Annotated in this window: 11 protein-coding genes; 9 read left to right on the forward strand and 2 right to left on the reverse strand. The window is 36.4% G+C overall.

Features of this window, described 5'->3' with window-relative positions; translation table 11 throughout:
* The first annotated feature begins 722 nt into the window (after window positions 1-722).
* The 9 genes from AB3G38_RS03445 to AB3G38_RS03485 all read left to right on the forward strand — a co-directional run bounded on the left by AB3G38_RS03445 (window position 723) and on the right by AB3G38_RS03485 (window position 15,287).
* Complete coding sequence (locus AB3G38_RS03445; RefSeq protein WP_367867102.1) at window positions 723-1,802, forward strand: ComEC/Rec2 family competence protein; 1,080 nt, start codon at window positions 723-725, stop codon at window positions 1,800-1,802.
* A complete protein-coding gene (locus AB3G38_RS03450; RefSeq protein ID WP_367867103.1) occupies window positions 1,802-4,279 on the forward strand; it encodes a reverse transcriptase domain-containing protein in 2,478 nt (825 codons plus the stop codon). The genes AB3G38_RS03445 and AB3G38_RS03450 overlap by 1 nt, the downstream gene beginning before the upstream one ends.
* Window positions 4,276-5,892 (forward strand): DNA polymerase, encoded by a 1,617-nt coding sequence (locus AB3G38_RS03455; RefSeq protein ID WP_367867104.1) that lies wholly within the window; start codon window positions 4,276-4,278, stop codon window positions 5,890-5,892. Before AB3G38_RS03450 ends, AB3G38_RS03455 begins: the two co-directional genes overlap by 4 nt.
* 145 nt (window positions 5,893-6,037) lie before the next feature.
* On the forward strand, window positions 6,038-6,349 hold the full coding sequence (locus AB3G38_RS03460; RefSeq protein ID WP_367867105.1) for a hypothetical protein: 312 nt from the start codon (window positions 6,038-6,040) through the stop codon (window positions 6,347-6,349).
* A gap of 635 nt (window positions 6,350-6,984) precedes the next feature.
* On the forward strand, window positions 6,985-7,563 hold the full coding sequence (locus AB3G38_RS03465; RefSeq protein WP_367867106.1) for an RNA polymerase sigma factor: 579 nt from the start codon (window positions 6,985-6,987) through the stop codon (window positions 7,561-7,563).
* A 152-nt stretch (window positions 7,564-7,715) separates the two neighbouring features.
* The gene (locus AB3G38_RS03470) at window positions 7,716-8,876 is read left to right on the forward strand and encodes a FecR family protein (protein WP_367867107.1); all 1,161 of its coding nucleotides are present in this window, start codon (window positions 7,716-7,718) and stop codon (window positions 8,874-8,876) included.
* A 118-nt stretch (window positions 8,877-8,994) separates the two neighbouring features.
* A complete protein-coding gene (locus AB3G38_RS03475) occupies window positions 8,995-12,549 on the forward strand; it encodes a SusC/RagA family TonB-linked outer membrane protein (RefSeq protein ID WP_367867108.1) in 3,555 nt (1,184 codons plus the stop codon).
* A gap of 18 nt (window positions 12,550-12,567) precedes the next feature.
* The gene (locus AB3G38_RS03480) at window positions 12,568-13,935 is read left to right on the forward strand and encodes a RagB/SusD family nutrient uptake outer membrane protein (RefSeq protein WP_367866953.1); all 1,368 of its coding nucleotides are present in this window, start codon (window positions 12,568-12,570) and stop codon (window positions 13,933-13,935) included.
* Window positions 13,932-15,287: a TlpA family protein disulfide reductase gene (locus AB3G38_RS03485; protein ID WP_367867109.1), complete on the forward strand. Its 1,356-nt coding sequence runs from the start codon at window positions 13,932-13,934 to the stop codon at window positions 15,285-15,287. The genes AB3G38_RS03480 and AB3G38_RS03485 overlap by 4 nt, the downstream gene beginning before the upstream one ends.
* A 140-nt stretch (window positions 15,288-15,427) precedes the next feature.
* Here the strand turns inward: AB3G38_RS03485 and AB3G38_RS03490 are convergent, their stop codons facing one another.
* A complete protein-coding gene (locus AB3G38_RS03490) occupies window positions 15,428-15,649 on the reverse strand; it encodes a hypothetical protein (RefSeq protein WP_367866955.1) in 222 nt (73 codons plus the stop codon).
* 76 nt (window positions 15,650-15,725) lie between these two features.
* Window positions 15,726-15,950, reverse strand: coding sequence for a hypothetical protein (locus tag AB3G38_RS03495; RefSeq protein ID WP_367866956.1), 225 nt, complete (start codon window positions 15,948-15,950; stop codon window positions 15,726-15,728).
* Window positions 15,951-16,061 lie beyond the last annotated feature (111 nt).

The following is a 16,061-nucleotide window of genomic DNA, read 5'->3' on the forward strand; positions in this document are numbered from 1 at the left end:
GGTAGCATTTTTTGTTTGGCGGAGAGTGGGGTGCCACAGTCGAACCCCTGATACCGCTTTTGAGTTTTTTTAGTGGATTAAAATAATCTAGCTTAATTAATAATAATCCCGCTGGGATTTGTACCTAGCGTGAAAATCAGGTTTTAAATAGTATTTATGGAGGTTTTGGATTTGACTCACCGAATCACTCATCTTTTGTTTGGTACGTTTTAGCTGTAAATTCTATTCGAAGTTATGCAATCTACCGAAAATAAGACAAATTAATATTGCCATTTTTATCATTTATTATGCGAATCTTACCAAAGTTCAATCATGTTGAGAATCTTCTTAAATAGATTTTCTGTTTAAAACACATTAAAGTAATCTGATTAACACAATCAGTTAGAGATTGCAAATACGATAATTTTTAGCCACTTAATTTTCCTTTGAGAAATCCTTATTTATTAAATGATTTTTTCCAACTTTCGTTCTTTTCTCCGTGGTAACTGGGATACAAAAAAGCGGACTGGTTGTTCCTTTTTTTTGAGTGGATAACAGAAGGATCAAAATGGTTCTGGAGAACCACATTTGCTGATCTATATTATCAGCACCTTCCGAATAAGGAAAATAACAGATTGGAAATGAGCCAATAGTGATGGAATTTTTTATTTAAATTGGTAAAAAATGTGAGATCATCTAGATATTCTATACCTTTTAGAAATATTTCTAAGTTAAATCTATCCATGAATAACAATAGAATTCAAATTAAGGCACTTAAGGCGGGCAACGGCGATAGCTTTCTGATATCTTATATCGGAAACCATGGCAAACGCGTAAATATAATGGTTGATGGCGGCAATGGCCGACAAACTTTTGAAGATCATATCAGAAAAGAGATAGAAAGCAGGATAAAAAAAAAGCAGATCATTGATGTTTTTATCATAACCCACATTGACCAAGATCATATCAAGGGGCTTATTTACCTTACTGAAGATATCAAAAACCCTAGCAGCCCCATTCTTGGAAGTAGTATTGATAAATATTGGTTTAACTCCGCACAAAAAGACAAAAAAGTTACCACTCTGATTAGAAATCTCGATGTAAGTGCAAGGGAGATGGCCGTATTCGAAAGCTATTTACATACGCTGCCTGATATTCAGTGGGATATTAACAACAGGTTGAAAATGCCAATGGAGATTGAGCTTTATGGTGCGAAAATCACCATACTTTCACCCAATGATGAGCTCATGGCTAAATTTCAAACGGCATATGGCAATCCTGATGTTGGATTTCAATCAACAGACTACAAGAAAACAATTAATGAGTTAAAAAAGTTGGAAAATCGTATGTATAACGAACAGAAGGAGGATTTAGATGAGAAATTACAAAACGCAACAAGCATTGCATTTCTGTTGGAATATAAAGAAAAGTCTCTATTGTATCTCGGTGACGCTATCCCGGAAATAATTAAAGTATCCTTAAAGCAGATTTTAATGGATCGGAAAGTGGAAAAGCTAAAAGTCGACGCGGTCAAACTTTCCCATCACGGAAGCCGAAAGAGCTTAAGCGTGACGATGCTTAAAATGATTGATTCTAGGAAATTTATTATCAGTACGAATGGAAAGAAGGCCGGTCTGCCAAATAAGTCCACCATCGCTAAAATCTTGCTTGGAACAGAACGGAAAGAAGGGGAGCGTATAACGTTTCACTTTAATTACGAAAATTTTTCCGATTGTCTGAACTTAACAGTGGACGAAAAAAGAGCAGATCATTTTGAGTGCCTCAATGCAAACTATCAGCATGGCTATTGTCTCACCATTTAATGCAACCAAATTTGACAACCAATAACACCGAATACTTGCTCAGTAAAATTGCAGTTAGGATTACTGTAAAGTTTAAAGAAAGCATTTTGGTCACCACAAATACCGGGGGGAGCGGGGTAATCTATTTCACTTCGGCTGATTGTAACTATTTATATGTTTTCACAGCACTCCATTGTATCTTTGGGCAAAGAGAGGTTATTGAGAATAAAAACGTTTACCATCATGCCATAAGTGATATTGATTATGTTCTCGTAGAACACAATGAAAACCTTGCCACCAGCAGTTTCCGCGCACAGAAAGTTACAGCGCAAGATATTTTTATCCACCCCAAACGTGATTTCTGTATCTTAAAGGTTGACAAGAAGCTGATAGCCAATCGCACCGGTTTCCCAGAGATAGTCCTTCATTCTAATAAACGTGATTCAGGAAGTTTCAGGTCGGCTGGATTTCCAAATTCAAACAGGGATATTTACTCTCCACTTACTTATACTTTTTCCAGTTCTTCTCCCGATGGGATTATTGTTATCCGATCAGAGGGCACAATACATTCCGACGGTGCAATTGATTTGATCAGTGGATACTCTGGTAGTGGATTGTTGCTGAGCAAGGGCCCGGTTCTGGTCGGGATTATTACGAAACTTGCCGATGAGTCTGCCCTTGCAAACAATATTCACGCACTGGATTTGAGCTTTGTAGATATAAATAAGATTCTCTTAGAAGTAGATGAAAACCTAGAAGAGGTTAACTATACAAATAATGCAAAAAAAATCATAGTTGATGAACAGGAAAATCTCATTGATCTAAGCCGCATAGAGGTTAATGGTGTTCATCTCGATATTTGGAAAGCTGTAGGTAACATCAAGAGCGATATAAATGACGACTGGTTCCAGGATCCAGTCAGGTTTGCGGATATGCTTTATTCGGGGACAATTTACCAGATTATCCAAGATAATATCGTTGATGGAAGCTACGTACCTCAAGCTCCGGAAATATATACCGTTCCAAAAGAAGGGTTTACGACCAGACGCGCTGTGCAGAACAGTATAATTGACCGTGTAATCTATCAGGCGGTAACGGACGTGATTGCCCAAGAACTTGATCACATATTGATCAACACGGTATACTCCGCAAGATATAACTATGATAAAAGCAGTAACCACACTTATTTCTTTAACAATTCTGTAGAGCAATGGCAAAAATTCCAACATCAGATCTTAGAATCGATAAACATAGAGAGTCCCTATCTTGTGGTGACCGACATCACTAATTACTATGACAACATCTCACTTGCGGCACTGAAAACAAAATTGGACGATCATATTTCTGATGTTAAAAATCCTGCAGAATATAGGAATGCTATTACGCTTCTTACCCAACTGATAGCTAAATGGCAGTCCAATATGGGGTATACAAGCAATGGCATCCCACAGAACCGGGATGCCTCTGCTTTTATTGCCAATCTTTTTATGGCGCACATCGACAGGCAGATGGTAGGGGAGTTTCCAAATTACTACCGGTTTATGGATGACATAAGAATTGTATGCGAGGACAAGTATCAGGCAAGGAAAGCACTTATGTCCTTGATAGATAAACTTTCGGAGATTGGTCTGAACCTAAATTCGCAGAAAACCAATGTCTTAAACTGGTCGGATCCGGAAGAAAGGAAAAAAATAGAAGAATACACGCCCATAACCGATAGGCAGATAGACCAGATATGTACGTTAAATAATTCAAATAAGCCTCGAGAACTTCAGATTGCGGTTGGCATGGTCAATGATCTATTTCATTACTCAGTGGAACATTATCAGGAGCTGGGTAGCCCGAAAAAATTCAGGTTTTCCATTGAGCGTTTACAGCGGTTTGCAAGGACGCCTGGGTTCCGCGATCTGATCAACTTTTCCGACATTGTTTCCGCTATCGCAAAATGGTTCGAGGACAGCCCCTGGCATGCGGAGACATACATACGCTTCCTGATGGCGATAGATAAAGATTATATAACCAAATCACTCTTGGATGTACTGATTACCTCCATCACTGATCCGGGTAAAAACATCTACACATGGCAATCCTACTCAATATTTAAACTGCTTGCCTACCATAAAATTACAGACCCAGCGTTGTTGCTTTATGCGGAAAAGCTGATTACCAATTCCCAGGGAACTGAAAAAGCTCCAGAGGTTGCCGGGGCGTGCATTTATTTTGCCGCATTAAGCCCGGGCGCAGTGTCGATTATCAAACGTAGTTTTAATAAAGGCTTTTTCAATACCTATATTTCTCAACGAAGTGCTTTGTTATGCCTGGAGTCTGTTCCCCAGATCAATCTTACTGCTGAGCTCGACAGGGGCCTAAAGACCGTTCACCAGAATGCTTACGTGGCCTTTTTGACAACTGGAAAAAAATCAGACCTGGTTTCCGGACCGGGTGAGATAAAATTAAAAGATATCCCAAGGGATCTACCATTATTTGTTTCTTTATGAAAGACCAGAAAAAATTCTTCATCAGCAGGCTTAGCAACAGTAACGGCTTGGACCCAGCGACATATTATTCTTATTGCAACGGGGTATTCGAGACGCTATCCACAATTGATGCACTTTATACATCCAATACGACTCTGGTTTCCTTCGATTGGGATACACTGATCAATTGGTTGAGGATAAGAAAAGAAACCATGCCCATGAAAATAGAGGACCTGGAGCAAATGGCTAAGCAGGCCAGTGGAAAGAAAAAAGAAAACGGTCCGGGAAGTATCTGGACCATGGTTTCACCATTGTACGACGAATCAGAGCAAGAAGATCTGGCTAATGCTTCGCATGTTTATTACGGAATGAACTCAGTGGACGAGGAGGAGGTTGAAAAACTATACCATCGCCTGCTGATTGCAATGTCTGATTGTTATAAAGCCTTAGTTGAGGAATTGAGGACCAAAACCGAGCTAGGCCGTTTTATAAAGGTTGAAAAACTGATACGGATTATCAATCTTGAACGGACTTATAAGGGCATTGCATTAAATACAACAAATGTCGCAGACTGGATCGGTCTGTTGACCAGAGAAGTTTACCGTTTGCGTAATAGACTTCAGCTTGACTATAGGATCATATCGTTAACCGATCGCCAGACAATTTTGAGAAGAATTGAAGAACATGCTAAAATAACAGATCTTGACAGCATAATAAGAGAAAAAGGTTATTACTATTTTTTGAAGGATTCATCAGCTAGGCATGAACTCATTAAACTGTTGTACCTTGAAAAAAGAGCCACAGGAGATCTAAATGCATTGCTTTCAATCGGCGCACTGAATCCAAACCGAAAAAATATCCATCCCTCGTACGATTCATTCGGTACCATTACCGCACGTACGATGGTAAGTAGTCCGAACCTACAGAACATGAGTAGGAAATATAGATCCATTGTTGCTGCCCATGAAGGAAAGCGGTTGATTTATGTGGACTATGCCCAGTTCGAAGCTGGAATTTTAGCCAACGATGCTAATGACCCCCAATTAATTTCCGAATATAATGCCTCTGATATATATACAGAAATCGGTAACCGTATAGAGATTTCCAAATTTTTGACAGATCAGGAAAGCCAACGGAAATTCTGTAAAAGTCTGTTCTATAAATACTCATACGGTATGGATATTAAAAAACACAGTAATGTCCTAAAAGATTTTAATTTATATGCCTGTAGAAATGAGCTCTCTCCACTTATTATCCAAGCGTTTAGCAAGTATGGGCAATTGGAACAGTACCGGAATAATATCAATGATCAGCTTTTAATTGAAGGTGCTATAGGTACCCATAATGGAAACTTCAGGTATAAACTGGACAATGAAAATGATATTTCATGGGCCCTTAGCCAAAGAATCCAAGGCACCGCCTCATTGATATTAAAAAAAGCAATCATCAACCTGCGAAGCAATCACCCCTCAATAGAATTTCTTTTGCCAATGCATGATGCTGCACTGTTCGAAGTACCGGAAGAAGAGTATGTCCAATCTATTTCGGTAATAAAAGAAGTTTTCATCAATGAGTTCAAACTGGAGTGCCCCAAAATCATTGCTGCTGCTAACATCAAGGATTTTGCAGAATGAAACACCAAAAATATTTAATATAGATTTTTCACGGTGGCACCATTGTATAAATGTAAGCAGATAAATGAACAGATTGCATTGACTACATCTATCTACAAAGATTTCAATATTAATTCCGACATTAAGGCAATTTTAATTTTGGATAATGACCATTGAAGAAATAAATAATGCTAGCGAAGAGGTTTATCAAGATGAGCAATGGAAACCCCTGATTGACTTTTTCTGGGATCGATACAATAAGCGGTACTTCGATCAAATCGAAGTTCTCCAGAAACATGAGGATTTCGAAATACGGAACAACTGTGGTTTTTTGATTGCCACCATCGATTGCATTCTTATTGAAACCTTAGTGTATATTATGATGAATGTGGTCACTCCATTTCGGGGCAAACTGTACACCCCCTTGGCTGCCATGTGTGGTAGCGAATGCTATTACAGCCAGGCCAAATATAATTAATTTCCCACAGGTGCGTTCTGTACCTGCTCCAATTCCAAGCCTTCTGTACTTTCACCATTTTGCGGTCATCAGCCCGCTATAGCGACAGATCATTGATCCCAAACACCAAATCGGGGTATCCAAAGCAATTTTTCAGAGGTTAGAGAAACCTGTTCCCTCGATTGATAAATATTCTTCCGTATAGGCCAAAATAAACAACCACAGACGGCGTTCGCCCCCTGTCCTGACATAATCCCTTATTCAGTAATTTCCGGTATTTAAAAGCGCTGAAAATCAGCCAAGTGACCACTTTGTAGCGTATTTAGTGTACACTTTGAAGCGTATTGGATGTTCAGTTTAATTGTACATTAACTGACCAGTTTTGACGAAACATACACTATACAAAACAAACTACTTCAATTGTATTCATCTGATAGAATAATATTAGATCCTATTATTTGACCAATTAATAATTCCCAGAATGTTGCTTCTTTGATATTCCTTTGATGTTTTTTAATAAATCAATCGCTAAAGTTATAAAACTTATATGTTTGCGATTAATAATAATTTAACAATGATTTAAATATTACCTAATTTTACAAGATCATCTCCAAAGATTTATTGTTATTGTGTTTACAAAAAATAATTCCATTGTAATGATTTTGTATAGTAAACTTTCTGATGATGAATTGGCTGTCTTGCTCCGTGATGGTGATAAAACCGCATTCAGCGAAATCTACCATAGATACAAAGGAATCCTTCACGTTCATGCTTATAAAAAGCTAGGTGACTTCGAAGAAGCTAAAGATGTTATACAGGATTTATTTTCCACTTTATGGTTAAAGCATAAGGATATGCCGCTAACTACAAATATCTCTGGTTATCTATATATAACGATCAGGAATAAGATATTTAATATAATTGCTCATAAAAAGGTAATATCAAAATATACGGATTCTATCACTAGCTTCATTGATGATAATAATTTCACTACTGATTTGATCATGCGTGAAAAGGATCTGGCTAGCATCATAGAGAAGGAAATCAATGCATTGCCACCAAAAATGAGAGAAGTCTTTATTTTGAGCCGCAGAAAAAATATGAGCCATAAAGAGATTGCCAATACCCTGGGAGTCTCTGAACATACAGTGAAAAATCAGATAAAAAGTTCATTAAAGATTCTCAGAACAAAACTAGGGTTGATTCTTTACCTAGCTCTGCTTTTAAAATTCTAATTATTTACTTTTCTTAATCGGATAGCTTAATCTTTGCCTATACAATGTTTTTATGATTGTGTTTGAGAAAATAAAATATTTTTTCAGCATGACTAGCCCTTTGCCATAGCGTTACCTGTCTTAGTTAAAATTAGAAAAAACAGCTGGGGCTTATGAATAAATCGGAATTAATCGAATTAATAAAGAAGTATAGTAATGGCACTTGTACTGAAGGTGAAAAAATACTGCTGGAATCCTGGTATAACAAATTTGAACTTAATGATATTCCCCATTTAACAGAATTCCAATTTGAAGAAATCAACACTTCAGTTCCTAATATCATTGCTAACAAGAGAGAGAATAAGCTCTGGCCCCAAATAGCTGCTGTAGCATCAATAATTATTTCAATCTGCATTTGGTTTTATTTTTATAAAAGCGTAGGTACTGTCCGAACTGAAATCACTTTTAAAAACGAAATCAGGCCAGGAAAGAATGGTGCTACGCTAACATTGGCAAATGGTAAGAATATTACCTTATCAAATGCTATAAACGGAATTCTTGCTAAAGAGGCGGGCGTAAAAATTACTAAGTCCACTGATGGACAACTTATTTATGAAGTTTCGAATTCCTCTTCTGATAATGGATGGGGGGAATTACACTATAATACTCTGACAACAGCCAGGGGCGAACAATATCAGGTGCGTTTGCCGGATAGTTCGATAGTATGGCTTAACGCTGCCTCAGCTCTCAAATACCCTTCATCTTTTGCGTCACTCAAAGACAGGGTAGTAGAGTTGAGCGGCGAAGCCTATTTTCAGGTAGCAAAGGATAAAAAACGTCCTTTTATCGTTTACAGCAGAGGTCAGAAAGTAAAAGTTCTGGGGACGCACTTCAATATCAATGGATACGATGATGAATTTTCTGTTCAAACCACTTTATTAGAGGGCTCTATTGAAGTGACCTCTAAAAAGGAGATAAATCATCTATATCAGCGCGGAATAGCTGAAAATAAAACTGTAGTTATTAAACCTGGTCAACAGTCCCAAATCAGAAAAGGCCAGATTAAGATTTTAAGCAATGTTGATCTGGACGACATTGTTGCATGGAAAGATGGATATTTTATTTTCAATGAAAATCTTAAGAGCATTATGAATAAGGTGGCAAGGTGGTATAATGTAGAAATTTTCTATAAAAATGAGCCAGACCCTAAGCTTGCTTTTCAAGGTAAAATTGCCAGAAGTAGAAGTCTAAGTGAAGTACTTGGAATTATGGAAAGAACAGGAGCAGTAAACTTTAAAGTTGAAGGAAGGAGGGTTACAATTACGATAAATTAAATACTTAACTGTTAAGAATCCAAAAAATAAGCCAGAAGTGCTCGAAACACTGCTGGCTAAGTCTGGGTTCCGATAATAAAAATTTGAGATAGTTATCAACCTTAAACCAGAACTACAAATGTATAAAATTTATACTAAGAAAGATGGTGTGCTTAATCGGCACATCAGTAAATTATTGCTAATTATGCGATTAACTACTTTGATCTTAATAGCAACCATAATGCAGTTGAGTGCTACTGGCTATAGCCAGCGCATTTCTCTCAACATTAAGAATGCGCCATTAAACAATGTCATTAAAGAAATAAGCAGGCAAAGCGGCTACGAGTTTTTTTATAATAATGATTTGATTGAGAAAACCAGCCCAATTACAATTAATATAAGGAATTCATCTTTAGAAGAAGCATTAATTAAATGCTTCATTAATCAGCCTTTCACATTTGAAATCCGTAATAAAGCGGTTTCTTTAAAACCTAAAAGCCCATCAATTATTAAAAGCTTAAATAAAGCACTGTCTGAATTGTTTACTGAAATTGATATCAGGGGACATGTCGTTGATAATAACAATTTGCCTTTAGTTGGGACAACAGTTAAAGTGTTAAATAGCAATAAAGCAGTTTTAACGAATAATGAAGGGTATTTTGAATTATTAAATGTTGATGAAAAAGCAATTTTAATTGTAAGTTATATTGGCTACAAATCACAGCAGATACCAGCCCAGCAATCTGGGCCTTTAATTATTAAACTTGAACTTCAACCCTCAGACCTTGAAGGTGTAGAAATTGTGAGTACAGGATACCAAACTTTACCAAAAGAACGTACAACTGGTTCATTTGAAAAGATAGACAATAATTTATTTAATCGCGTAACAGGAACCACTGTCACATCAAGATTACTTGGAACTGTTGCAGGGGTGTATTTTAATAATAGATCGGCAACATCTCCAACTGGTGATGCGATATCAATAAGGGGAATAAGTTCACTAAATAATAATACCATTCTTACCAGGCCGCTGGTAGTATTGGATAATATCCCTTATGAAGGAGATCTATCTAATTTGAACCCAAATGATGTTGAAAATATCACAATTCTTAAAGATGCTGCTGCTGCTTCTATCTGGGGAACACGAGCTGGTAATGGTGTAATCGTAATAACTACAAAAAAAGGCGCATATGATAAACCTCTATCTATATCATTCAATGGAAATGTCACTATTTCAGAAAAGCCAGATTTATTTTACCTGCCTCAAATAAGTAGTTCAGATGCCATTGATGTTGAGAGGTTTTTATTTGCCAATCAGTATTATGATAACAAATTAACAACCACCAGTCCTTATCCTCCATTTTTAACCCCCGTAGTTGAACTATTAGCAAAGCAACGTGAACTGCCTTTATCAGATACAGAAGGAAGAGCACTGATAGATAATCAGATTAATGCCTTTCGTCAGTATGATGTACGTAACGATTATCTAAAATATATGTATAGGGACGCTATAAACCAACAGTATTCACTTAACATAAATGGTGGTAGTAAACAAGTTACCTATATGTTATCTGCAGGGTATGACCGAAACTTAAATAGTTTAGTAACTTCTACTTATAATAGAACATCCTTCCGATCTAATGTCACTTTTAAACCAATTAAACAGCTTGATATTCAAACCAGTTTTTTATACACAAGAACAAAAGACGTAAATTCTGACGAGGCAGCTGCTGGCGCGACATCATATGATCCTGGATTGTTCTACCCTTATGCTCGTTTGGCTGACGGCTCCGGCAACCATCTCGCGCCTGGCATGATCTATAATCCGACTTATCTTGACAACTTAAGTAAGGATTCCCGACTGGTTGACTGGAGATTTAAGCCTTTGGATGATCTTCATAAAACTGTCTTTACTGGAAATTCACAGGATATCCTATTCAACCTTGGCGTTACATACAATTTAAATTCAATACTGTCAGCAGACATCAAATATCAATATCAGCAAACTAATACAGATTCCAAAACATTGTACGACAAAGATTCCTACTATGTACGGAATCTGGTAAACACCTATACTGATCCAATTACCTTTGAGCGGGCTATTCCTTCTGGTGCAATAAATATTCCAAGGGAATCAATATTTAAAGCCCAAACTATCCGTGCACAGGTCAATGGGCACAAAATCTGGAATAATAAACATGAACTTAATGCAATTGCTGGTGCCGAAGCTCGAAAAAATTATGGATTGACAACAATTCAAAATACATTATATGGTTTTGATCCTAATACCAATTCTTTTTTAAATGTAGACTACAAGAACCCTGTCCAAACTTATTATGGAGGAACAGAATTAATACCTAACCAGCCATCAATAAATGATAATAACAATAGATTCACTTCTTTATTTTTCAACTCAGCATACACGTATAATAATCGTTATTCAATATCTGCAAGTGTTCGTAAAGATGCTTCAAATGTGTTTGGAGATAATGCCAATAAACGAGGGTCTCCTTTATGGTCTGGAGGTGCAAGTTGGGATATATCTAAAGAGAACTTTTATAGATTTGAATTCATACCTAATTTGAAACTTAGGGGAACATATGGCTATAGCGGAAACGTTGTAACTGGAGTTCCTGCGTATGCAGTTGTCACTTATCCTGGCAGTAATTCTATAACAGGACTTCCTTATGCACAGACTACTAATCCCCCTAATCCAGATTTAAGATGGGAAAAGGTCGGAATGTTAAATATAGGATTAGATTTTAGTATGAAGAATAACCGGCTTACAGGAAGTATTGAGTATTTTGATAAGCGCTCAAAAGATCTGGTCACTAACGCACCAATTGATCTTACCAAGGGATCATATACACAAACTTTAAATTCTGCTAACCTGCATGGAAAAGGAATTGATATAACTTTAAATTCTTTGAACATGAATATGTCCGATTTTCAATGGAGGAGCACTTTAATATTTAATTATAGCAGAACAATAGTGACCCGTTATTTATTAAAGGAAAATACTGCTCTGGATTACATTGGTCGGTCAAATTTTCTCAATCCAATTGAGGGAAAGGATGCGTATGCTGTTCTTGCATATAATTGGGCTGGCCTTGATTCTTCCAATGGAGAGCCTCAAGGTTATCTTAATGGCGAAGTGAGTAAAGATTATTCAAACTTATTGAATGCTAAAATAGAGGATCTTCGGTATTTTGGCTCTGCCACGCCAGTTTATTATGGAGCGTTTCGTAATACATTTTCCTTTAAAGGAATAGAAGTGTCAGCTAATATCCTTTATAAATTTGATTATTATTTTAAAAGACCCGGGATAAACTACAATAATCTTTATGCCATAGGTATGGGTAATGAAGAATATTCACGAAGATGGCAAAAACAAGGAGATGAAAAAATCACAGATATACCTGCTATGATCTATCCTCCAAACTCTGAACGTGATGATTTTTATAATGGCTCTGCGGCTACTGTAGAAAAGGCTGACCATATTCGCCTGCAAGATATTACAGTTGCTTATCTGCTCCAAAATAGGATACCAGGTCTGAAATCTGTCAGACTTTATGCAAATGTGAATAATGTTGGAATTCTATGGAGGGCTAATAAAAAAGGTATTGATCCAGATATCATCAGTGGCTACCGTTCTCCACGTACATTTTCAATGGGACTAACAGCGAATTTTTAATTTTTAGTAAAACTAATTATGAATCGGAAAAACATATTTTTAACACTCTTCATTTTAATCTGTGTATGCTCTATTTCCTGTAAAAAGGATTTTCTGGATGTTAGGCCAAACAGTAAAGAAGTGAAGTTTTCTGCTGCTGATTGCCAGGCTTTATTAGATAATTTTGATGTAATGAATGCCCTCTATCCTATAGATGGTGAGTTATCATCAGATAATTATTACCTGCTGACTTCTACATATAACGGACTTTTTGATCAGGCAGACAAAGATATACACAGATGGGCTTCTGATGCTAGAAGGAATGGCGCTAACAGCAGTTGGATTGCACCTTATACCGTTGTATATAATGCGAACCTGGTAATAAAGGTACTTCAAGATGACCCGGGTAATCTCAACCAGATAACAATAAATACTTTAAGGGGATCTGCATTGTTTTTTCGGGCACACGCTTTTTTTCAAGTAGCCCAGTTGTATGCAAAACCTTACGATCAAAATTCTACTAATTCAGATCCTGGAATTCCTGTACGGACAGAACCAGATTTAGAAGTTGAATCTGAGAGAGGAACTGTAAAGCAAACCTATGACCGGATCATACAGGACTTTAAAGAGGCAATCACCTTATTACCTTTAACAAGTAGCATTAAGTCACGTCCAAACAGGGTAGCGGCATTTGCTGCGCTCGCAAGAACATTTCTGGCTATGGAAGATTACAATAATGCTGGTATATATGCAGACTCCTGCTTAAAATACCATAAGACCTTACTAGACTATAATTCTATCAGCAGAACTTCTCTTACACCTTTTACCAGATTTAATGATGAAGTGATATTTCATAGTACCACGAATGCAGCTGGCCCTGTGCGCCCGTCAATAGCACTAATAGATACCTTGCTTTATAGGTCTTATAACGACCATGATCTGCGAAAGGAAATTTTTTTTAACCCTGTCGCTGCCGGGCAAAGATTTACCGGAAATTATAACCCGGTTACTATTGCCGCATTTTTTAATGGATTTGCTACGGATGAGGTATACCTTATACGTGCAGAATGTTATGCCCGAAATGGAAAAATAGATCTGGCTATGGCAGATCTCAATACATTAATGAAAACAAGGTGGGATGATAATGTTGTTTATCCTACGATTGGGGCTACTACTGTAGATGAAGCATTAAGTAAAGTGATTGAAGAGAGAAGAAAGGAACTTTTATTCAGAGGGCTAAGATGGTCTGATCTAAGGAGATTAAATAAGGATACTAAATTTCAAAAAACACTATATCGCAATCTTGATGGGACAACCTATTCACTTCCGCCAAATGATAAACGTTATGTATTACTAATTGATCAGCAAGTTATCAATAATTCAAATCTCCAACAAAATCCCAGATGAAATTAAAACTAAAAAATCTTCCTTTCTTTGGCTGGGTAAGTATGATGATTGCAGTTATTTTATCTACCCATTTGGTGTTGAATGCTAATCCAATCCACAGTGATAATCTTCAAGTAAGTACCTTTACTGATACAATAAAGAGTTTGAATGTCGGAGATGTTGTACCGGACATTATTATTAAAAAGATAGTTAATGATAAACAGCGAAGCACACATCTGTCAGATTACAAAGATGTATTATTGATTCTGGATTTTTGGACAACAGGCTGTACCGCCTGCATTGCTGAATTTCCTAAAATGGATTCTTTACAAAAAGTATTTGGCGATCAGATTAAAATACTTGCGGTTACTTATGAAGCTGAAAGCCATATTAATTCATTTTTTAAAAATAATAAATATGCAAAAACAACGATGCTACCGTCTGTGGTAGAAGATAATGTATTAAAAAAATGGTTTAAACATTGGGCAATACCCCACGAAGCTTGGATTTACAGAGGAAAAGTCATTGCACTTACCGGGGGTGAATATGTTACGGCAAAAAATATCCAATATGTACTGGATGGGAATTTACCTGAATGGCCTGTTAAAGATGATTTTAAGCAACTTGATGACAGCAAACCCCTGATCAGTAAAGGGGGATTCGGTCAAACTGTGAGTTATACTGTTATAACACCACTTAGAGAAGGTGTGCACGACAAAAAAATCATAAGCAGTTTGGATTCCAATACTAAAACCCGCAGAAATTATTTTTTGAATTTGGGTATATTATCAGCTTATAAAGCTTTATGGAGCTATTTGGTTCAAATTCCTTTATCAAGTGGGAGTCGCAACCGGCTTATTTTAAACGTAAAGGACAAATCTAAGTACATTTATGATCGGGCGTTAGGTACTAAAGAGGAATGGAACAGAAAAAATCAATTTTGTTATGAGTCTATTACTCCAGATAGAGTTGGTGATGATAAAAAACAATATGAGTTGATGATTGCTGATCTGAATCGCTTATTTGGATTAGATGCACGGTGGGAAAAACGATTAATGAAATGTCTTGTGTTGACCAGAACATCTTCCGCTGACAAAATTAAATCAAAAGGCGGAGAAACTATTTTATCTTTTGATAAATCGGTTAAAGAGTTCAAAAACACCCCATTTGATAATTTGGTCTATAAGTTAAACGATTATGAAAATAATCCACCAATAATTAATGAAACCGGATATGAAGACCCTGTAGATATTGAGCTTAAGATAGATTCCTGGACTGATATAAAAACCATAAAGAAAGTACTTCGGCAATACGGTCTTGATTTTAAAGAAGAAGAACGTGAGCTTGATGTGTTTGTATTGACCGAAAAATAGTCTATTGAATGGAAAATGATTTATTGTAATGCACAGTTATGATATTCATTTTCAAAATGGTATATATTTAATTTGGGAACTTTTAAAAGTCTGGATTCTCATGATGGCCAGACTTTTATGTTAATTCGGCTTTAAATATTTTATACATATTTAAGCTGAGTCACATCAGGCGTAATTATACCATTTAAAGCATTTGTAATTGCATTTTGAATATCTCCTGTTATAATTGGTTTCGCATGGGCATCACTATTTGCAAAAATTGCACATAGTGTTTCACCACCTATGCAACCAGGATTATTGTTAATTATATAGTTAGATGCTACATAAGGGTCTCCATTTGCATTTAATTTAAACCAATTCATAATTTTAAGTTTTAAATATTTTATCAAAATTAAAATAAGCCAAGTGGTCCTTATCAAATTACCACTTGGCTAAAGACTAAGCAGCTTTCAGCTGAGTCACATTTGGTGTAATTATGCCATTTAAAGCGTTAGTGATGGCTGTTTGAATTTGCCCAGTTATAATAGGCTTGTTATTTGCATCAGTTTGCGCATTGATAGAACATAAAGTTTCTGATCCAACACAGCCCGGATTATTGTTGAGCGTATAATTAGCTGGAAGATAAGGATTAGTAGCACCTGTATTTAATTTAAACCAGTTCATAATATTTCACTTTTAATATAAAAGTGTAAACTCTAATTCATTAACTGCCTACTCTTTTCAAGGTTTTCAGCTAGCCCTTTGCCTACTATGTTAAGGATATTCAGCATTTTC

It is taken from the genome of Pedobacter sp. WC2423 (assembly GCF_040822065.1).
Lineage (GTDB): Bacteria > Bacteroidota > Bacteroidia > Sphingobacteriales > Sphingobacteriaceae > Pedobacter.

Coding starts and splice junctions, on each gene's coding strand:
- AB3G38_RS03445 (WP_367867102.1), top strand. CDS start 723: ATGAATAACAATAGAATTCAAATTAAGGCACTTAAGGCGGGCAACGGC.
- AB3G38_RS03450 (WP_367867103.1), top strand. CDS start 1,802: ATGCAACCAAATTTGACAACCAATAACACCGAATACTTGCTCAGTAAA.
- AB3G38_RS03455 (WP_367867104.1), top strand. CDS start 4,276: ATGAAAGACCAGAAAAAATTCTTCATCAGCAGGCTTAGCAACAGTAAC.
- AB3G38_RS03460 (WP_367867105.1), top strand. CDS start 6,038: ATGACCATTGAAGAAATAAATAATGCTAGCGAAGAGGTTTATCAAGAT.
- AB3G38_RS03465 (WP_367867106.1), top strand. CDS start 6,985: ATGATTTTGTATAGTAAACTTTCTGATGATGAATTGGCTGTCTTGCTC.
- AB3G38_RS03470 (WP_367867107.1), top strand. CDS start 7,716: ATGAATAAATCGGAATTAATCGAATTAATAAAGAAGTATAGTAATGGC.
- AB3G38_RS03475 (WP_367867108.1), top strand. CDS start 8,995: ATGTATAAAATTTATACTAAGAAAGATGGTGTGCTTAATCGGCACATC.
- AB3G38_RS03480 (WP_367866953.1), top strand. CDS start 12,568: ATGAATCGGAAAAACATATTTTTAACACTCTTCATTTTAATCTGTGTA.
- AB3G38_RS03485 (WP_367867109.1), top strand. CDS start 13,932: ATGAAATTAAAACTAAAAAATCTTCCTTTCTTTGGCTGGGTAAGTATG.
- AB3G38_RS03490 (WP_367866955.1), bottom strand. CDS start 15,649: ATGAATTGGTTTAAATTAAATGCAAATGGAGACCCTTATGTAGCATCT.
- AB3G38_RS03495 (WP_367866956.1), bottom strand. CDS start 15,950: ATGAACTGGTTTAAATTAAATACAGGTGCTACTAATCCTTATCTTCCA.